Source organism: Nesterenkonia sandarakina (assembly GCF_003003175.1).
Taxonomy (GTDB): Bacteria; Actinomycetota; Actinomycetes; order Actinomycetales; family Micrococcaceae; genus Nesterenkonia; species Nesterenkonia sandarakina_A.
In genome coordinates this window covers 119,844-138,767 of the sequence record NZ_PVTY01000001.1, presented here as the reverse complement: position 1 = coordinate 138,767, position 18,924 = coordinate 119,844, and the positions used below count along the sequence as shown (strand labels likewise).

The following is an 18,924-nucleotide window of genomic DNA, read 5'->3' as shown; positions in this document are numbered from 1 at the left end:
GGAAACCATGACGTTCAGCCAGCACGGGTCCGGGGAGCAGGGCAGCCCCGCTTCGACCTCAAGCCTCAAGGAAGCAGTCGAGCGCGGCGGCTTCTATCCATCTCTGGTGCTGCATACGCTCGATGAGGCGCTCGACGAGCGTGAGGCAAGCCATCAGATCGTGCATGTGGACACCCATTTCGACATGGAGGAGGTCCACCGACACATCACGGTGCTCGCCCTGGCCGAGGACATCATCGTGGTCGCGCATCTCGATGACCACGACCTCGAGGCCGACGACGGGCCCGCCTTCGGCCACGGAGACTCCCCACATCCGCGGCGCGCCGACACCGTGGCGCGGATCTCCACCGAGGTGGTCCCGGTCAGCCGGATCCGTTCGCTGATCCTCTCCGAGGTGCACAGGACTCCGGAGAACTTCACCCCTGAGCGGTCACTGGCTGAGGTCTCGCTGAACCTGACCTGGACCGGGGGCGCGCGGTTCGACACCTACCCCGCCGAATGCGGGAACCCTGAGTGCGTGGCCGACCACGGTGACACCGGCAACTGGGTGCCCGAGGACATCGCGCTGCGCATCGCGGCCACCGCCGAAGGTGACACTGCCGTGGACGAGGCCCGCGGGTTCGTCCGCGCGCTGCGTCGTGCCTGCATCAAACACGCGCGCTGAGCCGCGCGCCGCGATGACACCTGAGAACCGCCGGTCCCGCCCGCTGCCGCCCGCCCCGGACTACGACGGCGCGCACCTGCGTCACGTGCTGACCTCGGCCGCCGCGTCGCTGGGCCTCGAGGGTTTCGAGAATCGGCTGGGCCTGCCCGAGGCCACCGCCACCGTGGTGCTGATGGTCGACGGGCTCGGCGATGCGCTGCTCGCCCGCTACTCCGGCCACGCCCGCTTCCTGGCGTCGGCCTGGCGAAGCTCCAGCGCGCAGATCCTCGACGTCGGGGTGCCGACGACGACGGCGGCCTCCCTGGGCTCGCTGGGCACCGGGACCACGCCGGGCGAACACGGACTCGTGGGCTACGACATCCTGGCTCCCCAGCTGGACCGGATGGTCAACATGCTCGGCGGCTGGGACCCCGAGGTCGACCCGGCGCAGTGGCAGCCGCACCCCTCCGTGCTGGCCCGCGCCGCCGCGGCCGGCGCGGGTGTGCTCACCGCCTCCCGGCCGAAGTTTGTGGACTCCGGACTCACCCAGGCTGTGCTGCGCGGCGGTGAGTTCCGCGGCGCGGCTCGGATGGACGCCCGCTTCCGGCTCACCGCGGAGTGGATCCAGGCTCAGCGACCCGCCAAGGGCGCGGTCCGCCAGGGGCCCGCTCCGCGCCAGCTGGTGTATCTCTACGTGGACGAGCTGGACAAGACCGGCCACCGCTACGGGGTGGACTCCCCGCAGTGGCTGGAGATGCTCGAGATGCTCGACGCCGAGGCGGAGCGGTTCACGACGGATCTGCGCCGCCGCTACGGGGACCAGGTCTCGGTGCTGCTCACGGCAGACCACGGCATGGTCGACATCTCTGCGGAGAACCGCCTGGACTTCTCTGCCCAGCCGCAGCTCCTCGAAGGGGTCCGGCACACCGGAGGCGAGCCGCGCCTGGTGCAGCTCTACGCGGAGCCGGGCACCGAGCCCGAGACCATCGCCGTCGCCTGGGAGCAGGAGTATGGGGAGCGGGCCTGGATCCTCACCCGGGACCAGGCGCGCACCGCGGGCTGGTTCGGGACCGTGGAGGATCGCGTCGCTGCGCGCATCGGCGACGTGCTGGTGGCCACGCACAGCGATATCGCGCTCTATCACTGCGACCGGGTCGGCCAGGCCCCGATGGAGATGGTGGGCCAGCATGGCTCGCTCACCGAGGCCGAACGCCGCGTGCCGCTGCTGCGTCTGGGCGGCTAGAGCGCTCGACGCTGCGCCGAAGGCCGCGACCAGGATGCGGAGCTCCTGGCCGCGAATCTCAGCGGTCCGACTGCCTTCAGTCGTTCTTGGAGCCGAACAGGATGTCGTCCCATTTCGGCATGCTGGCCCGCCGCGCCGGGGCTCGCTTCCGCGGCTTCTCCGTGGTGGTCTCAGGCTCGGTCGGTTCTGCGTTCTCGGAGCCCGACGGCGCGGTCTGTCCCGTCGCGCCGGCGCGCTCCTCGGGCTCACCCTCGTAGGCGAAGCCCCAGGCGTCGAGCCGGCCATCGCCTGCTCCGGTGCTGGATTCCGTCGCGCTCGAGCCTGACCCTGACTCAGCGGCGTCCGAGCCTCCGCCGTCCTCGGCGGGGGTGAGGGTCGCGGCATCCTTCGCATCCGATGGGCCGGAGACGCCCGCGTCGTCCTGAGCTGTCGGACGGTTCTTGACCGGCCGGAGTCGGGGGAGCGGAACGGTGGAGTGTTCGTCGTCGTCCTGGTCAGCAGCTCCAAAGGCCCCCGACGTCTCGGAGCTGACCGGAGTCGCTGCGGTCCCTGCGGAGCTGTCGCGGTCCTGCGGGTCCTGCCGGTTGAGCATCAGCGCGAGCCGATCGTCGGCCTCGGCGTCGGCGCCCAGACGCTGGCCGCGGCGGGCGCGCAGGACGTCGAGCAGGTCCTCATGCTCGCGCCCCTCACCGCGGGGGCCGGCCTCGGGGCGAGCCGGTGACCCGTTCCCCGGCGCCGCGGTGCGAGCACTGCGCGGGCTCGCCTCGGGCTGCCGGTGCCCGGCAGACTCGGAGGCCGCGCCGGGCGCGGGTGTCGCGGGGGCCTGCGCGGGCACTGAGCCCCCGCGCCGATCCGCGGCGTTCTCCACGTCGAAGACCGAGTCCACGGCACTGAGTCGCCTGCGGGCGCCTGACGCAGCGGTCTGCGTCTCCCCGCCGTGTGAGGAGGTCGGGGCGGGCGCGGTGAGCGCGCTGAGCGATTCCGCCCAGCGGTTGACCGCGCGCAGGTGCGAGGTCTCCGGCTGGAAGGTCCACTCCGCCGGAGGCCTGAGACCGATGCCGGCGCCGTGGGTGGAGGAGGAGTCGACGTCGAAGACGCAGGTGATCTGCCACAGGCCGTCTTCACGTCGCCAGGAGTCCCAGGTGAGGCTGGTGAGGTCGACGTCCATCATGCGCAGCCGCACCTTGACCATGGCGTCGAGGCTGGCCGGATCGTCGCCGAAGGCCGCCCGGTGGGCCTCGGCGGAGGAGGCCGGTGCGACCTGGGTGGCGCGGGCGCGCTGGGCCATGTAGGCCCGTTCGGCGTGCACCGGTCCGGCGTAGCGGTCCACGTGGGCGGTGGTCAGCCCGGAGGCTGCGACCACCTGGTCCACGGTGGCCCCGGCGCGGAGCCGCGCCTGGATCTCCCGCGGCGTCAGCGGACTTGAGGCATGGCTGGACTGGGACGGACGGACAGGGGGGCGGGTCGCGGCGTGACGCAGGGCCTCATCCATCGGCAGCGCAAACTCCCGCCCTGATTCGTCGGAGAGGATGAGCTGCGCCATGTTCTCCTCGTCATTGACCCCGACGATGCGCAGGTGCTGCATTTGGGCTTCCTCCGAAGAACGAGCTGGTGGTTATTCGGGCCACTGTATCGCGGGCAGGTTCAAAATCCGGCGTGGTGCTCAACCACTCCTGGAAGGATTGCTCAATCGGGCCTCTCGTGACATTCTTTGGTCCTCATCCCGCCTACCAGCTGTGTGGTGAGACCCCCGTGTCAGCCCAGGGCTCAACGGTTCGCCAGGATTTGGTCCTGTGATCCGGATAGGACACAATCTGTCCGACCTGAATTTCCCACGTGTTCTGCGGAACGGGCAGCAGCCCGGACCGGCAGGGGGCTACGCACAGGGAAATCGCGCTCAATCAGCTTCAACCCGAAGCCGGTCAACGAGCGCTTCGATCTCAAGAATTCGGAGTGTGGAGCACCTCTTATGGCAACCGATTACGACGCCCCGCGGAAGAACGACGACGAAAGCAGCGAAGATTCGATCGAGGAGCTGAAGAACCGGAACACGTCACGGCAGTCCTCTGTGGTCGATGAGGACGAGACCGAGGCCGCTGAAGGGTTCGAACTCCCCGGTGCCGATCTCTCCGAGGAGGAGCTGCAGGTTCGCGTGCTGCCCGCTCAGTCGGATGAGTTCACCTGCTCCTCCTGCTTCCTGGTGCGTCATCGCTCCCAGGTGGCTCGCGAGGCGAACGGCATGTTCTTCTGCAAGGACTGCGAGGGCTGAACGCCTCGCGACAGACAGACGCGGAAGCCCTCAGCCAGTGAAGGCCTGAGGGCGCCCGCGTCACTCGAAACTCACATCACTCGAAACTGACGCCGTGCTCCTGCACGGGTTCCACGGAGCCCAACGCGGAGAGCACGGCGTTTGGCTTTCTGGTGGAGAAGAGCCAGTACGGGGTGGCGTCCCTGGGGTCGACGATCTGCGCGGTGATGACCGGCCCGATCCAGCCACGGATGCACTGGTAGGAGCTCGCATCGAAGCCGGGTCCCAGCTGTTCCCGGGCGGCGTCTCCGCTGTGCGCCACGATCCGGCCCAGGTGCACCGTCTGGATCCGGGCACGTCCCACCCGCAGCCACCCGTCAGTGACCTCGATGGTCGGGGTGGTGATGACCAGCCCGAAGATCACCAGGCCGATTCCGATGAACATCGTCAGCACCCCGAAGGTGACGCTGATCGGGAAGAAGATCAGCGAGATCGAAGCGCCCACCATGACCCCGGCGACCCACAGCCACCAGGCCGGCCACAGCTTCTCGCTGTAGATCGGTGCGGCGTCGCGCGCGGCGCCGGGGGATGCAGCTTCAGCACTCTTGGCACTCTCGTCACTCATGTCTCTATCGTCGCATGTCCGGCTGAGAGTGGGGTTGAGCACGACGGTAGACTCGGGGCTGTGAATCGCATCTCAGTACCACTCAAGCAGCTGGATCAGGGCCTCGACCTGCCGCGCTACGCCCATCCCGGTGATGCCGGGGCCGACCTGCTCACCGCCGAGGAGTTCACGCTCGAGCCGGGGGAGCGCCGGCTGGTCCCGACCGGGGTCGCGCTGGCAGTTCCCCAGGGCTGGGTGGGTCTGGTGCATCCGCGCAGCGGACTCGCGGTGCGCCACGGGATCACCGTGGTCAATGCCCCAGGGACGGTGGACGCTGGGTATCGTGGGGAGATCAAGGTGTGCCTGCTAAACACGGACCGCCACGAGGCGGTCCACTTCGCCCGTGGAGACCGGATCGCTCAGCTGCTTCTGCAGAAGGTGGAGCAGGCTGACTTCACCCTGGTGGACGAGCTCGAGACGAGCGACCGGGGTGCAGGCGGTTTCGGCTCCACCGGGCGATAGGACAGCAGCAGGACCGACCAGGAGGACAGGCATGCTCTTCGGCAAGAAGAAGACCCCAGCGAAGCAGACACCGGAGACAGACGCGGCCCCGGCAGCAGCTCCGCAGGCAGAACCAGAACAGACCCAGACCGGGCAGAGCCAGACAGCTCAGAACGGAACCGCCCAAGACGAGGCTGCCCCGACCCAGGCGCCGGGGACCGACGACGCTGTCGTCGCCAGCTCGTCGGTGACCTCCGTCGCGCAGCCGGTCACCGAGTCCACACCCTTGGCCGTGCCGCGGGACTCCCGCGAGCTCGAGTCCAAGAAGGGCTACCTCGACTTCGGTGCGCTGCTGATCCCCACGGCGAAGAACCAGCAGGTCCGGCTGGACATCGATCAGAAGACCAAGCGCGTGGTCGCGCTGACCATCATGGTCGACCAGGCCAGCATCCAGGTCCAGCCCTTCTCCGCCCCGAAGTCCGGCGGCACCTGGAACGAGGTGCTCGAGCAGATCGAAGAGTCGGTCATCAAGCAGGAGGGCAAGGTCAAACGGGTCGACGGACGCTTCGGCAAGGAGCTGGCCGCCCGCGTGCCCACCGTGCTCAAGGACGGACGCAAAGGCTGGCGCGTGGCCCGCTTCATCGGCTACGAGGGCCCGCGCTGGTTCCTGCGCGGAGTCGTCGGCGGCCGCGGCGCGATCGACGCCACGGCGGCACGTGCCGTGGAAGACCTCTTCGCCAAGATCGTGGTCGTCCGAGGCGACGACCCGCTGCCGCCGCGCGAGCTGCTCCGACTGCAGCCCCCCGAGGGCGCGAAGCGAGTGGTGGTCCCGCGCAACCGGGCCCAGCGCCGCGACGACACCCCCAGTCCCAACCCCGCGGCCGCCCCGGTGAGCGATGACCGCTGACCCAGGCCAGCCGCGCCACGAGCCGCACTCCGCGCCCGATCCGGCGGCCCAGTTCTCCACGGCCGCCGCCTCCCGGGTGCGCACCGGGGATGACGGCTCCATCGACGTGCTGGCCTCGGTCGGCGGAGTGCGTGGACTCGTGGAGTCCTCGCTGCCCGCCGCGGCCTTCCTGATCGCGTTCCTGGTCACCGAGGAGCTGATGACCGCTCTGATCATCTCGGTGGTGATCGGTCTCGGGTTCGCCGTCGCGCGGCTGGTGCAGAAGGGCTCCCTGGTGCAGTCCCTGGCCGGACTCGCCGGGATCCTGATCTGCGCCCTGGTGGCCTACCGGACCGGAGACGCCCGGGACTTCTACGCCTGGGGCTTCCTGATCAACGCCGGCTACCTGGTGGCCTTCCTGGTCTCGATCCTGATCAAGTGGCCGTTCCTCGGTCTGCTCTTCGGCGTGGTCCGCGGCGAGGGCCTGGACTGGCGCAAGGATCCGGAGCGTCGGCGTCGGTATTCCCTGGCCACCTGGCTGCTGCTCGCGGTCCCGGCGCTGCGCCTGATCATCCAGGTCCCGCTCTACCTGGCCGACGACGTGGCCGGACTCGGCACCGCCCGCCTGGTCATGGGGATCCCGCTCTACGCGCTCGCGCTCTGGGTGGGCTGGCTGATCTCGCGCCCGCCGCAGAGCCCGCTCGAGGCGGGCGCACACGAGGCCACTCACCCGGCCGAACAAGACAAGAGAGGGTGATTCCGCGATGACGCAGACCCTGACGCTGGACATCGGTCCGATGGCCCACGGGGGCCACTGCGTGGCCCGCTACGAGGGTCGCGTCGTCTTCGTGCGCCACGCCATCCCGGGGGAGACCGTGCGCGCCCGGGTCACCGAGGGCGGCCCCGGGGCCAAATACTGGCGGGCCGACGTCGTCGAGGTGCTCAACGCCTCCGACTACCGCCGCCGGCACATCTGGAAGCTCGCCGACTCGCTGCGCGCCCACGAGAACGACCGGCTCCCGGTGGGCGGCGCCGAGTTCGGCCACATCACCGATCAGCACCAGCGCCGGCTCAAGGGCCAGGTCTTCCGCGACACCATGCAGCGGATCGGCGGATTCTCGATCCACGACCAGCGTCTGCCGCTGGCCTCCGGCGACGGGGAGGTCCACGTCCAGGACGTGCTCTCCGACGGCCCCTATCACGGTCTGCACTGGCGGACCCGGGCGAGCTTCGCTGTCAGCGCCGAGGGGGTGCTGAGCATGAAGCCGCACCGCAGCAACGAGCTCATCGAGCTGCGCGGGATGCCGCTGGCCGTCTCATCGATCCACGAGAGTGGGATCTTCGGCTTCTGCTTCAAGGGTGCCGATCGAGTGGACGCCGTGGCCGCCGGGGCCGGACCGCAGGTCACCCTGGTCGTGCACGCGCGGACCGGTCTCGAGGAGCCCGAGCGCGAGGAGCTCATCGAACGGCTGCTGGTGCTGCACCGCCGGGAGCCGGACATCGCCAACATCGTGCTCGGCACCTCGCAGCCGGAACGGGCACCCAGCCGGAGTCGCGGCGGCGCGCGCGGTGCCGGACGCCGTGGTCGCGGAGAGCGTCCCGGCCCCGGAGCCCGCGCAGAGAGCCGGTCGACGGCGCCGCGCCCGGAGCGGATCAGCTACGTCGTGGTCGCCGGCAGCCGGACCATCACCGAGCCGCTTCCACTGCCTCTGCCGTCGAGCCCCAGCCCGGGCCCGGACGTCAATGCGCCTCAGCCGGCGCTCTCCACGGTGGAGATCCAGCCCGAGGACTTCTGGCAGATCCATCGCAACGCCCCCAGCTGCCTGGTCAAGGCCGTGGACGCGATGGCCCAGGTGCCCGAGGGTGCCTCCGTGGCCGACCTCTACGCCGGAGCCGGACTCTTCACCGCCTGGGCCGCGCAGCTCGCAGGCCCCGGCGGCTCGGTGCTCAGCGTCGAGGGTGCACCCGGTTCCAGCGCCAGCGCGGCACAGCTGTTCTCCGGCTCGCCCCAGGTGGAGGTGCTGCAGGCGCCGGTGGAGGCGGTTCTGGACAAGCTGGCGCAGCGTGAGCTGATCGTGCTGGATCCGCCGCGCACCGGGGCCGGCGAGCGGGTGATCGCCGGGATCGACGCCTCCGGTGCCCGCGAGGTCGTCTACGTCTCCTGCGAACCCTCCTCCTTCGCCCGGGACGCCAAGTCCCTGATGAGCCGCGGCTGGGAGCTCGCAGACCTGGAGGTCTTCGACCTCTACCCCAACACCCACCACATGGAATCAGTGGCGCTGTTCCGCGCACCTCATCGCAGGTGAACGGCGCGCCAGGGGCCCTATGACGGGCGTCTCATGAAATCTGAAAGAGTAGACTGGACATCGATCCATCAGTCCCGTGACTCATCAGCGCGGGCTGGCACGACTGGCAACTAATAAGGAGTCCCGAGTGAATAATGCGGACAGCTATGGGGCCAAAGGCGTCCTCAACGTCGACGGCACCGACTACGAAATCTTCCGACTCAACGCAGTGGAGGGATATGACTCCCTCCCGTACAGCCTGAAGGTCCTGCTCGAGAACCTCCTGCGCACCGAAGACGGTGCCAACGTCACTGCCGAGCACATCAAGGCTCTGGCGCAGTGGGATGAGAACGCGCAGCCCGACACCGAGATCCAGTTCACTCCCGCCCGAGTCCTGATGCAGGACTTCACCGGAGTGCCCTGCGTGGTGGACCTGGCGACCATGCGTGAGGCCGTCAAGGAGCTCGGCGGCAAGCCCGAGCAGATCAACCCGCTGGCACCCGCCGAGATGGTGATCGATCACTCCGTCCAGATCGACTCCTTCGGCAACTCCGACGCCATGGAACGCAACATGGACATGGAGTACCAGCGCAACGGTGAGCGCTACCAGTTCCTGCGCTGGGGCCAGACCGCGTTCGACGACTTCAAGGTCGTCCCCCCGGGCATGGGCATCGTCCACCAGGTCAACATCGAGAACCTGGCCCGCACCGTGATGACCCGCGAGGTCGACGGCACGCTGCGCGCCTACCCCGACACCTGTGTCGGCACCGACTCGCACACCACCATGGAGAACGGCCTGGGCGTGCTCGGCTGGGGCGTGGGCGGCATCGAGGCCGAGGCCGCGATGCTCGGCCAGCCGATCTCCATGCTGATCCCGCGCGTGGTCGGCTTCAAGCTCAGCGGGTCCATCCCCGCCGGCGCCACCGCCACCGACGTCGTGCTCACCATCACCCAGATGCTGCGTGAACACGGCGTGGTCGGCAAGTTCGTGGAGTTCTACGGCGAAGGTGTGGCGGCAGTGCCGCTGGCCAACCGCGCCACCATCGGCAACATGTCCCCGGAGTTCGGCTCCACCGCGGCGATGTTCCCGATCGACGAGGTCACCATGGGCTACCTGCGGCTCACCGGGCGCACCGAGGAGCAGCTGAAGCTCATCGAGGCCTACGCCAAGGAACAGGGCATGTGGCACGACCCGTCCCGCGAGCTGCGCTTCTCGGAGTTCCTCGAGCTGGACCTCTCCACCGTGGTGCCCTCCATCGCCGGCCCGAAGCGTCCCCAGGATCGGATCGAGCTGACCGACGCCAAGGAGCAGTTCCGCAAGGACATCCACAACTACGCCAAGGACGGCTCGGTCACCAACGGAGCCGTCGACGACGCCTCCGAGGAGTCCTTCCCGGCCTCTGACGCGCCGTCCCACGATGCGACCGACGAGCAGACCGAGGCCGACAAGCCCCGCGACACCTCGGGCGCCCCGGTCGATGGCCGTCCCTCGAACCCGACTCCGGTCTCCATGCCGGATGGTCGCGAGTTCCACCTGGATCACGGCGCAGTCTCCATCGCCTCGATCACCTCCTGCACCAACACCTCGAACCCGAACGTGATGATGGCCGCCGGCGTGCTGGCTCGCAACGCCTCGGAGAAGGGGCTCAAGAGCAAGCCGTGGGTCAAGACCTCGCTGGCCCCGGGCTCGAAGGTCGTCACCGACTACTACGAGAAGTCCGGCCTGACCGAGTACCTCGAGAACATCGGCTTCTACCTGGTCGGCTACGGCTGCACCACCTGCATCGGCAACTCCGGTCCGCTGGAGGAGGAGATCTCGCAGAAGATCCAGGAGCAGGACCTCGCCGTGACCTCGGTGCTCTCGGGCAACCGTAACTTCGAAGGCCGGATCAACCCGGACGTGAAGATGAACTACCTGGCCTCCCCGCCGCTGGTGGTCGCCTACGCCCTGGCCGGATCCATGGACTTCGACTTCGAGAACGAGCCGCTGGGCCACGACGAGTCCGGCAAGGCCATCTTCCTGGCCGACATCTGGCCGGACCCGGTGGAGGTCCAGGAGATCATCGACGCGTCCATCGACACCGAGATGTTCACCTCCAAGTACGCCACCGTCTTCGACGGCGATCACCGCTGGCAGGAGCTGGAGACCCCCGAGGGCTCCACCTTCGCCTGGGACGAGAACTCCACCTACGTGCGGAAGCCCCCGTACTTCGAGGGCATGGAGCTCGAGCCCTCCGCGGTCACCGACATCGAGGGCGCCCGCGTGCTGCTCAAGCTCGGCGATTCGGTCACCACCGACCACATCTCCCCGGCCGGCTCCTTCAAGTCGGACACCCCGGCCGGTCGGTACCTGCTGGAGAACGGCGTGGCCCGCAAGGACTTCAACTCCTACGGCTCCCGCCGTGGCAACCACGAAGTCATGATCCGCGGCACCTTCGCGAACATCCGGATCAAGAACGAGCTGCTCGACGGCGTGGAGGGCGGCTACACCCGCGACTTCACCCAGGAAGGCGCTCCGCAGGCTGCGGTCTACGATGCCGCGGTCAACTACCAGGAGGCCGGCATCCCGCTGGTGGTCCTCGGCGGCAAGGAATACGGCTCCGGCTCCTCGCGCGACTGGGCCGCCAAAGGCACCAGCCTGCTCGGCGTCCGCGCGGTCATCACGCAGTCCTTCGAGCGGATCCACCGGTCGAACCTGATCGGCATGGGCGTGCTGCCGCTGCAGTTCCCCGAGGGCGAATCGGCCGACACCCTTGGCCTGACCGGCGTCGAGACCTTCTCCATCTCGGGGGTGACCGAGCTGAACAACGGCACCACCCCGAAGACGCTCAAGGTCACCGCGGTGAAGGAGGACGGCACCGAGGTCAGCTTCGACGCCGTGCTGCGCATCGACACCCCGGGCGAGGCCGACTACTACCGCAACGGCGGCATCCTGCAGTACGTGCTGCGTTCGCTGGTGAAGAAGTAGACGGTCTGATCCCAGACTGCTGAGCAGCTGAGCTGTTGAGCCGCTTCGGGCGGCTCACCCGATCAGGGGCGCCTCGATCTTCGGATCGGGGCGCCCCTGCTGCGTATCGGTGAACCTGCCGGGCATCTGCCTCGCCCGTGTGCGTCGGTGAACGTGTCTTCACGACGCGTCAAGGTCCCGCCGCGCAGGGCGCGAGAGGTAGACTGCGGCAATGAGTATTCTGCAGACAATCACGTCTCCGCAGGAGCTGTCCAAGCTCAGCGACGAGCAGATGGAGAAGCTGTCGGCAGAGATCCGAGAGTTCCTCATCGCCAACGTCTCCAAGACCGGCGGACATATGGGACCCAACCTCGGGGTGGTCGAACTGACCCTGGCGATCCACCGGGTCTTCGACTCCCCGCGCGATTCCATCATCTTCGACACCGGCCACCAGTCCTACGTGCACAAGCTGGTCACCGGGCGTCAGGACTTCTCCACGCTGCGCCAGGCCGGCGGCATCGCCGGGTACCCGGATCGGGCCGAGTCCGTGCATGACATCGTGGAGTCCTCCCACGCCTCCTCCTCGCTCTCCTGGGCCGACGGCATCTCGAAGGCCCGGGGGCTCGCCGGGGAGTCCGAGCGCTGCGTCATTCCGGTGATCGGCGACGGCGCACTCACCGGCGGCATGGCCTGGGAGGCGCTGAACAACATCGCCGCGGACAAAGACCGCCGCGTCATCATCGTGGTCAACGACAACGGCCGCTCCTACGCGCCCACCGTCGGGGGACTGGCCGACCAGCTGGGCCGGCTGCGCCGGAACTTCCTGGACAAGGTCCGCACCCACCGCACCTACGAGAACATCATGGACGGCACCAAGCAGAAGCTGCAGAACGGCGGACCGATGGGCCAGATGGTCTACCGCAGCCTGCATGCCGCGAAGAAGGGCGCCAAAGACTTCTGGGCCCCGCAGGGACTCTTCGAAGACCTCGGCATGAAGTACATCGGACCGGTGGACGGCCACGACCAGCGCGCGCTGGAAGAGGCCCTCACCGACGCCAGGAACTACGGCGGTCCGGTCATCGTCCACGCGCTCACCGAGAAGGGCAAGGGCTACGCCCCGGCCCGCGCGGATGAGAACGACCAGTTCCACGCCGTCGGGGTCATCGACCCGGAGACCGGCGAGCCGGTGCACCGCGGCGGATCGCGCTCCTGGACCTCGGTGTTCGAGGAAGAGATCACCTCCATCGCCGATGAGCGCGAGGACATCGTCGCGCTCACCGGAGCGATGATGATCCCGGTGGGACTGCGCAGCTTCGCGCAGAAGCACCCCGAGCGGGTCTTCGACGTCGGCATCGCCGAACAGCACGCGCTGACCTCCGCCGCCGGGCTCGCCTTCGGCGGACTGCACCCGGTGGTCGCGATCTACGCGACCTTCCTGAACCGCGCGTTCGACCAGCTGCTGATGGACGTCGCGCTGCACAAGGCCGGCGTCACCGTGGTCCTCGACCGGGCCGGCGTCACCGGACCTGACGGTCCCAGCCATCACGGCATGTGGGACCTCTCGCTGCTGCAGATCGTCCCGGGGCTGCGGATCGCGGCGCCGCGAGACTCCACCCGGCTGCGCGAGGAGCTGCGCGAAGCGGTGGCCGTGGACGACGCCCCGACCGTGCTGCGCTTCTCCAAGGGCTCGGTCAACGGCGAGATCGACGCGCTAGAGCGGCTGGAGGACGGAGTCGACGTGCTCTGGCGCACGGCCGCCAGCCCGGAGACGACGGCGGAGACCAAGAAGCCCTACGCCCACGATGTGCTCATCGTCTCCGTGGGCACCATGGCCGAGCTCTCCCTCGACGTCGCCCAGCGGCTCGCCGATCAGGGCATCAGCGCCACCGTGGTGGACCCGCGCTGGGTCCTGCCCGTCCCGGACTCGGTGGTCTCCCTGGCCGCTCGGCACCGCACCGTCATCTGCATCGAGGACGGCGTCAAGGCCGGCGGCGTCGGCTCACGCATCCGGCAGAGCATGCGTGAGGCAGGCGTGGACACCGGCCTCAACGAGGTCGGACTCCCCGTGGAGTTCCTAGCCCACGGCACCCGCGGCGAGGTCCTCGAACGCGTGGGCCTCACCGCCCAGAAGATCACCCAGGACGCTGTCGGACAGGTCCTCGGCACGAAGGTGCCCTACGCACGCCCGCTGCCCGGCGAACCGTTCCCCACCGGCCAGATCCCCAGTCTCCGTACCCGAAAGGCCTGACATTGATCACTCTCTACCGCCGCGACGAGCAGGCCTGGAACTACCGCGAAGCCTGGCACGACGAAGCGGCCGGAGAGTTCGTCATCCACCACGGCGTCCTCGGCGCCAACGGCAAGCTGACCTCCGAGAAGGCCGCTGCCGAGGAGGCCGAGCAGCTGCTCGAGAGCTTCATCGCCCAGTGCCGGGCCGACGGCTACACCGAACCCCCGGCCGAGTCGCAGATCCAGCTGCGGCTGCTCTACCCGCTCAAGGGCGAGACGCCCAGCGCCTCCGAGGAGCGCAACATCGGTGCCGTGCATCGTGACGTGCTGGCCATCCTGGCCTGGCGCGGCCTGGGACTGCTCAGCGATCCAGTGATCGAAGCCCACGACGGCGGGCATGCCTCGGTCATGCAGATCACGACGCTGCACCAGGGCAAGGCCCGGGAAGCCGTGAAGGCCGCCATGCGCGGCGGCGACGTGCCTGCCTCGAAGATCGAGCTGCGCGTTGGCTGAGCCGACATCCAGGCCGAGCCGAGCATCCAGGCTGAGCCGCCAGGCAGTCGCGCCTAGGCCTGGACCCGGATGGTGTCCCCGCTGATCTCGGCGGGGTAGCGGGTCAACGGATCGCTCGCCGGACCGCCCTCGGCGGCACCGGTCTCGAGGTTGAAGATCGAGCCGTGGCAGGGGCAGGCGAAGCGCTCCGGCTCTGTGCCGACGGCGCACCCCTGATGGGTGCAGACCGCGGAGAACGCGTGGATCGTGGACTCGTCGCTGCGGTGCAGCAGGAGCTGGGTCTCGCCGACCTCAGCTGTGCTGCTCGCCCCGACCTCCAGCTCATCGAGCGGCATGACCTCGGTCCAGGTGCCGCCCTCGGCGAGGGTCGGAGTCGCCGACTCGGGGGTCCCGTCGACGCCGCATGCGGTCAGCAGCGCCGCCGAGCCTGCGGTCAGTGCAGAGGCGTGCAGGAATCGACGGCGGTCACAGCATGGCGAGGTCATGGTGCCCATTCTACGAGTGATCGGTCCGGGCCCAGGCTCTGTGTCGGCGCGCTGACCTGCGCCTGCACCATCTCCTGGACCCGGCCCCGCAGCGGCTCAGTCGCGCGTGCTGAACGCGCGACCGTTGACGCGTTCGCTGGCGCCCACCTGATCCAGGTACGGGGTGATCCCGCCGCGGTGCAGCGGCCAGCCGGCCCCGAGGATCATGCACAGGTCCACGTCCTGGCGGGAGGCGACGACGCCCTCATCGAGCATCATCCCGATCTCCTCGGCGAGAGCATCCTGGACCGTGGTGAGCAGCTCCTCGGCGGTGCGCGGCGAGCTCCCGAAGCTCATCAGATCCGTGGTGCTGTCCTTGATATAAGGCTGACCAGCGACATTGGGCCGGCCGTCGTCGTCGGTGCTCCAGATCTCGGTGACCCCGGCATCGATGAGCCGCTGCAGGTTGGCCGAGACGTGGAAGCGATCCCCGAAGCTTGCGTGCAGCGACTCGGTGACGTGCTGCGCCACCGGAATGCCGACCATCGCGAGCAGCGTGAACGGGCTCATCGGCAGCCCGATGGGCTTCAGCGCGGCGTCGGCCGTGGCGGGGTCGGTGCCCTCGTCGAAGGCCTTCTGCACCTCGGCCATCAGTCGCAGCAGCACCCGGTTGACCACGAACGCCGTGGAATCGCTGGTCAGCACCGGGGTCTTGCGCAGTCCGGCGGCGAGGGCGAAGGCGGTCGCGATGGGCTCATCGGCGGTCTGCGGCGCCCGGGCGATCTCCACCAGCGGCATGGCGGCCACCGGGTTGAAGAAGTGGAACCCGATCACCCGCTCGGGGTGCGCCAGGTCGGCCGCCATCTCGGTGACCGAGAGCGATGAGGTGTTCGTCGCGAGGATGGTCTCGGCGGGCACGATCTGCTCCAGCTCGGCGAAGACCTGCTTCTTGACGCTGATCTCCTCGAAGACCGCCTCGATGACGAAGTCGGCGTCGGCGTAGACGGACTTGTCCGTGGAGCCGGTGATCAGTCCGCGCAGCCCGGCGGCCTGTTCGACGCTGAGCCGACCCTTCTTGGCCTGCTTCTCGAGCTGGGCCGCGATATGCTCCAGGCCCTTGTCCACGCGGGCCTGGTCGATGTCGGTGAGCACCACCGGGACCCGCAGCTGCGCGGCGAAGACCATCGCGAGCTGCGAGGCCATGAGCCCTGCACCGACGACTCCGACCTTGGTGATGCTGCGCGGCGGGACCTCGGGCACCCCCGCGGGACGCTTGGCGCGCTTCTGCAGCAGGTTCAGGAACGCATACACGGTGTTGCGGAACTCATCGGTGAGCATCAGATCACCCAGCGCCTCGCATTCGGCCTCACGGCTCTGCTCCCGGGTGCGGGACGGGACCTGGGTGAACAGATCCAGGGCACGGCGCGGTGCGGGGGCGGAGGGGCCCAGCTTGGTCGCCACCGTCCGCTCGGCGGACGCGATCGCGCGGGTCCAGGCCTCGGGGGAGTCGTCGTGGCTGCGCTGGGCGGCCAGCTGCTGCGCAGCGTCCGCGTCCCCGGTGATGATCCGGGCGGCGTAGGCGAGGCTCTCGGCCTCGAAGCTCTCGGCGTCGAAGAGCGCATCGGCGATGCCCAGCGCGTGGACCTTCTGCCCGGTCAGGGTGCGGTTGTTGTTCAGCGCGTTGGTGAAGATGACCTCGGCGGCGGCCTCCGGGCCGATCAGGTGCGGCAGCCGGTAGATCCCGCCCCACCCGGGGACCAGCCCCAGGAAGGCCTCGGGCAGTCCGATGCCCTTCGCGGCGGTGGAGACGGTGCGGTGCTGGGCGGCCAGCGCGATCTCGAGCCCGCCGCCCAGCGCGGTGCCGTTGATGAACACGAAGCTCGGGACCGGGAAGTCTTCCAGCAGCCGGTAGGCGTGGTGGCCCAGGTCGGCCATCGCGGTGGAGTGGTCCCGGGAGTCCACCCGCTCGGCGGCACCCAGGTCGGCTCCGGCGGCGAGCACCCCCGGCTTGCCGATCACGGCGATGCCGGAGATCTCTCCGGCGCGGGCCCGCGGCAGCTGGGCGGCGAGGACCTGGCCGAACTGGATCAGGCTGCTCGGGCCCAGCGTGGAGGGGCGCTTGGGGTGATCGTTGTCCAGGCGGATCAGGACCAGCGTGCCGGCGCCGTCGGGCAGCACCACGTCCTCGGCCCGGGAGTGGGTGATGACCTCGTCGCTGAAGGCCGCCGCGAGGTCGCTGAACCCGGAGAAGTCCAGGGCCTCCGCGGGGATCTCCGGTGAGTGCGCTGCTGTCATGTGGGGCCTCCGTGGCGTCGGGTCGGCGCGGGTGGACCGCGCCTGAGGATGAGTCTCAGCTCACATCCTACCCATGAGTAACCACGGGGGAAACCATCCCGGCGAGCCTCAGAAGCTCTCCAGCGGCTCCGGGTCCAACATCGCGACGGTGACGATGGCGGCGCACTGCTCGATCTGCCAGGGCCGTGCCCCGAGGTCGCGCAGCGCGGCGCTGACACCGTCGAGGTCCAGGACCTCCGGCGGCGTCCAGCAGAGCTGCTTGAGCACGGCAGGGGTCAGCAGGGTCTCGGGCATGAGCTCGAGCTCATCGGCGCGGTGGTTCAGCCAGTCCCGGGCGGTGCGGTAGCGCCGGAAGGCCAGCGGATTGCGGTCCTTCCAGGTGCGCGGCGGCGGCGGCCCGACGGCGCGGCGCTTCGGATCCGGCGCCTGGGTGTTCTTGGTCCCGGATTCGATCGCACGCAGCCATTTCGGCGCCTCGCGCTTGGCGGCCCGGCCGTAGAACCCCTTGATCGAGAGCAGCTGGGGCACCGTGCGCGGCACCTCGTCCGCGGCGGCCACCAGGGCAGAGTCGGGAAGGATGTGTCCGGGGGCGATGTCCTTGGTCTCGGCCATGTTCTCCCGGGCCGCCCAGAGCTCGCGCAGCACCGCGAGCTTGCGCGGGGACTTCAGCCGGTTGACCCCGCTGGCCTTGCGCCAGCGTTCGCTGCGCGGGATGGTGACGGGACGGTGCGTGCGCAGGTGCTCGAACTCCTGTTCGGCCCAGTCCAGCTTGTCCTGGTCGCGCAGCAGCTGGGTGAGGCTCTCGCGCAGCGGGATCAGCAGCTCGACGTCGAGCGCCGCATAGCGCAGCCAGTCCTGCGGGAGCGGACGCTTGGACCAGTCGGCCGCGGAGTGTTCCTTCGCGAGGCGGACGCCCAGCAGCGATTCCACCACGGCGCCGAGGCTGACCCGGGGGAGCCCGGCCAGGCGTGCGGCGAGCTCGGTGTCGAAGAGGCTGTGCGGGTGCATGCCCAGCTCCGCGAGGCAGGGAAGATCCTGGCTGGCGGCGTGCAGGATCCACTCGACGCCGTCGAGGGCCTCCTGCACCGGGGCCAGGGTGGTGAACGGTTCGGGGTCGATGAGCCACAGCCCGGAGCCCTCCCGCTTGAGCTGGACCAGGAACGCGCGCTGACCATAGCGGAAGCCGGAGGCCCGCTCGGCGTCCACGGCCACGGGGCCGGTGCCGGCGGCCAGGGCGTCGGCGCAGCGCTGCAGTCCTCGAGCGGTGTCGATGACGAAGGGAACCCCATCCTCGGGTTCGGTCAGCAGCGGCGGCGGCCCCTCCTCGGGGGAGTCCATCGAGGTCTCCGGCACTGCGTCAGCTCCTCCTGATATGTGGCAGGGCGATCACTCCATCGGGCAAAGGCGGCAGTCCCGCGAAGGAACAGACCATATCGGCCCATGCCTGCAGGTGGGAGCCGAAACCGATGCCGGTGGGGCTCCACGAGGCGCGAAGCTCCACATCGTTGCTCGGCAGCCGGTTCTCCATGCTCCCGAAGCTCTCGGAGAGGATCCGGGTGGCCGTGCCGCCCGCATGACTGTACTCCACCCCATGCTGGGCCAGGGAATCACAGAGCCAGGTCCACGCCACCGAGCCCAGCAGCGGATCGTTGCCCATATCGGCATCGAGCTCCGCGCGGATATAGATCACGACCCGGAAGGTACCGCCCCAGGCCTGCTGCCCGGCGGGATCGTGGAGCAGGATGAACCGTCCGGTGGCCAGGACCTCGGTGTCCTCCGGCGCCGGGCGCAGCCGGGTGACCGGATGCGCCCCCAGGACCATCCCACCGTTGGTGTGCACCTCGGCGCGCAGCGCCACCGCGAAGGGGGCCAGCTTGGAGGGGGCCGGAACCTCCTGGACCGACGCCTCCGGACGCGGGGCGGCCTGGCGCAGGCTGCTCAGGGCGCGCAGGAAGGAGTCAGGGAGCCCCTCGATGCCGGTGGCACCGTGGGGCGGCCCGGGCGCGACGCGCCCTGCGCCCTGCTGGTCGGGTCCGCCGAGGGGACCGAAAGCTGTCACGGCACCA

General features: G+C 69.3%; 16 protein-coding genes. 10 read left to right on the top strand and 6 right to left on the bottom strand.

Annotation, left to right across the window (positions count from 1 at the left end; genetic code table 11):
- The first annotated feature begins 7 nt into the window (after positions 1-7).
- Positions 8-664, top strand: coding sequence for a DUF5998 family protein (locus tag BCL67_RS00600; protein ID WP_106121539.1), 657 nt, complete (start codon positions 8-10; stop codon positions 662-664).
- 13 nt (positions 665-677) lie between these two features.
- Positions 678-1,886 carry an alkaline phosphatase family protein gene (locus tag BCL67_RS00595; protein WP_106121538.1) on the top strand — a complete coding sequence of 403 codons (1,209 nt, stop codon included), beginning with the start codon at positions 678-680 and terminating at the stop codon, positions 1,884-1,886.
- Positions 1,887-1,962: 76 nt separating this feature from the next.
- Here BCL67_RS00595 and sepH read toward each other — a convergent pair whose 3' ends face one another.
- On the bottom strand, positions 1,963-3,471 hold the full coding sequence (gene sepH, locus BCL67_RS00590) for a septation protein SepH (protein WP_106121537.1): 1,509 nt from the start codon (positions 3,469-3,471) through the stop codon (positions 1,963-1,965).
- A gap of 384 nt (positions 3,472-3,855) precedes the next feature.
- On the opposite strand from sepH, the gene BCL67_RS00585 reads away from it, so the two are divergent.
- Positions 3,856-4,155 (top strand): DUF4193 domain-containing protein, encoded by a 300-nt coding sequence (locus BCL67_RS00585; RefSeq protein WP_106121536.1) that lies wholly within the window; start codon positions 3,856-3,858, stop codon positions 4,153-4,155.
- Between the two features lie 76 nt (positions 4,156-4,231).
- Here the strand turns inward: BCL67_RS00585 and BCL67_RS00580 are convergent, their stop codons facing one another.
- Complete coding sequence (locus BCL67_RS00580; RefSeq protein WP_106121535.1) at positions 4,232-4,759, bottom strand: DUF3093 domain-containing protein; 528 nt, start codon at positions 4,757-4,759, stop codon at positions 4,232-4,234.
- A gap of 60 nt (positions 4,760-4,819) precedes the next feature.
- On the opposite strand from BCL67_RS00580, the gene dut reads away from it, so the two are divergent.
- The 7 genes from dut to BCL67_RS00545 all read left to right on the top strand — a co-directional run bounded on the left by dut (position 4,820) and on the right by BCL67_RS00545 (position 14,099).
- Positions 4,820-5,260 (top strand): dUTP diphosphatase, encoded by a 441-nt coding sequence (dut, locus tag BCL67_RS00575; protein ID WP_258174639.1) that lies wholly within the window; start codon positions 4,820-4,822, stop codon positions 5,258-5,260.
- Between the two features lie 31 nt (positions 5,261-5,291).
- Positions 5,292-6,146, top strand: a complete 855-nt coding sequence (locus tag BCL67_RS00570) for a DUF3710 domain-containing protein (protein WP_106121534.1) — start codon at positions 5,292-5,294, stop codon at positions 6,144-6,146.
- On the top strand, positions 6,136-6,882 hold the full coding sequence (locus BCL67_RS00565) for a DUF3159 domain-containing protein (RefSeq protein ID WP_106121533.1): 747 nt from the start codon (positions 6,136-6,138) through the stop codon (positions 6,880-6,882). Before BCL67_RS00570 ends, BCL67_RS00565 begins: the two co-directional genes overlap by 11 nt.
- Positions 6,883-6,889: 7 nt before the next feature.
- Positions 6,890-8,431, top strand: coding sequence for a class I SAM-dependent RNA methyltransferase (locus BCL67_RS00560; protein ID WP_106121532.1), 1,542 nt, complete (start codon positions 6,890-6,892; stop codon positions 8,429-8,431).
- 127 nt (positions 8,432-8,558) lie between these two features.
- The gene (locus BCL67_RS00555; protein WP_106121531.1) at positions 8,559-11,378 is read left to right on the top strand and encodes an aconitate hydratase; all 2,820 of its coding nucleotides are present in this window, start codon (positions 8,559-8,561) and stop codon (positions 11,376-11,378) included.
- A gap of 211 nt (positions 11,379-11,589) precedes the next feature.
- Complete coding sequence (gene dxs / locus BCL67_RS00550) at positions 11,590-13,605, top strand: 1-deoxy-D-xylulose-5-phosphate synthase (protein ID WP_106121530.1); 2,016 nt, start codon at positions 11,590-11,592, stop codon at positions 13,603-13,605.
- 2 nt (positions 13,606-13,607) lie between these two features.
- On the top strand, positions 13,608-14,099 hold the full coding sequence (locus BCL67_RS00545; RefSeq protein WP_106121529.1) for a hypothetical protein: 492 nt from the start codon (positions 13,608-13,610) through the stop codon (positions 14,097-14,099).
- 53 nt (positions 14,100-14,152) lie between these two features.
- Here the strand turns inward: BCL67_RS00545 and BCL67_RS00540 are convergent, their stop codons facing one another.
- The 4 genes from BCL67_RS00540 to BCL67_RS00525 form a co-directional block, all read right to left on the bottom strand.
- Positions 14,153-14,584 carry a Rieske (2Fe-2S) protein gene (locus BCL67_RS00540; protein WP_181255829.1) on the bottom strand — a complete coding sequence of 144 codons (432 nt, stop codon included), beginning with the start codon at positions 14,582-14,584 and terminating at the stop codon, positions 14,153-14,155.
- A gap of 96 nt (positions 14,585-14,680) precedes the next feature.
- A complete protein-coding gene (locus tag BCL67_RS00535; protein ID WP_181255828.1) occupies positions 14,681-16,858 on the bottom strand; it encodes a 3-hydroxyacyl-CoA dehydrogenase NAD-binding domain-containing protein in 2,178 nt (725 codons plus the stop codon).
- A gap of 108 nt (positions 16,859-16,966) precedes the next feature.
- Positions 16,967-18,196: a ribonuclease D gene (locus tag BCL67_RS00530; RefSeq protein ID WP_106121705.1), complete on the bottom strand. Its 1,230-nt coding sequence runs from the start codon at positions 18,194-18,196 to the stop codon at positions 16,967-16,969.
- Between the two features lie 19 nt (positions 18,197-18,215).
- Positions 18,216-18,917, bottom strand: coding sequence for a DUF3000 domain-containing protein (locus tag BCL67_RS00525; protein ID WP_308737933.1), 702 nt, complete (start codon positions 18,915-18,917; stop codon positions 18,216-18,218).
- Between the last annotated feature and the right edge of the window lie 7 nt (positions 18,918-18,924).

Excerpts from the sequence above, each read along its gene's own strand:
- BCL67_RS00565 (WP_106121533.1), top strand. The coding sequence starts at position 6,136 with ATGACCGCTGACCCAGGCCAGCCGCGCCACGAGCCGCACTCCGCGCCC.
- BCL67_RS00595 (WP_106121538.1), top strand. The coding sequence starts at position 678 with ATGACACCTGAGAACCGCCGGTCCCGCCCGCTGCCGCCCGCCCCGGAC.
- BCL67_RS00535 (WP_181255828.1), bottom strand. The coding sequence starts at position 16,858 with ATGACAGCAGCGCACTCACCGGAGATCCCCGCGGAGGCCCTGGACTTC.
- BCL67_RS00600 (WP_106121539.1), top strand. The coding sequence starts at position 8 with ATGACGTTCAGCCAGCACGGGTCCGGGGAGCAGGGCAGCCCCGCTTCG.
- BCL67_RS00530 (WP_106121705.1), bottom strand. The coding sequence starts at position 18,196 with ATGGACTCCCCCGAGGAGGGGCCGCCGCCGCTGCTGACCGAACCCGAG.
- BCL67_RS00540 (WP_181255829.1), bottom strand. The coding sequence starts at position 14,584 with ATGACCTCGCCATGCTGTGACCGCCGTCGATTCCTGCACGCCTCTGCA.
- BCL67_RS00585 (WP_106121536.1), top strand. The coding sequence starts at position 3,856 with ATGGCAACCGATTACGACGCCCCGCGGAAGAACGACGACGAAAGCAGC.
- BCL67_RS00570 (WP_106121534.1), top strand. The coding sequence starts at position 5,292 with ATGCTCTTCGGCAAGAAGAAGACCCCAGCGAAGCAGACACCGGAGACA.
- BCL67_RS00560 (WP_106121532.1), top strand. The coding sequence starts at position 6,890 with ATGACGCAGACCCTGACGCTGGACATCGGTCCGATGGCCCACGGGGGC.
- sepH (WP_106121537.1), bottom strand. The coding sequence starts at position 3,471 with ATGCAGCACCTGCGCATCGTCGGGGTCAATGACGAGGAGAACATGGCG.
- BCL67_RS00580 (WP_106121535.1), bottom strand. The coding sequence starts at position 4,759 with ATGAGTGACGAGAGTGCCAAGAGTGCTGAAGCTGCATCCCCCGGCGCC.
- dxs (WP_106121530.1), top strand. The coding sequence starts at position 11,590 with ATGAGTATTCTGCAGACAATCACGTCTCCGCAGGAGCTGTCCAAGCTC.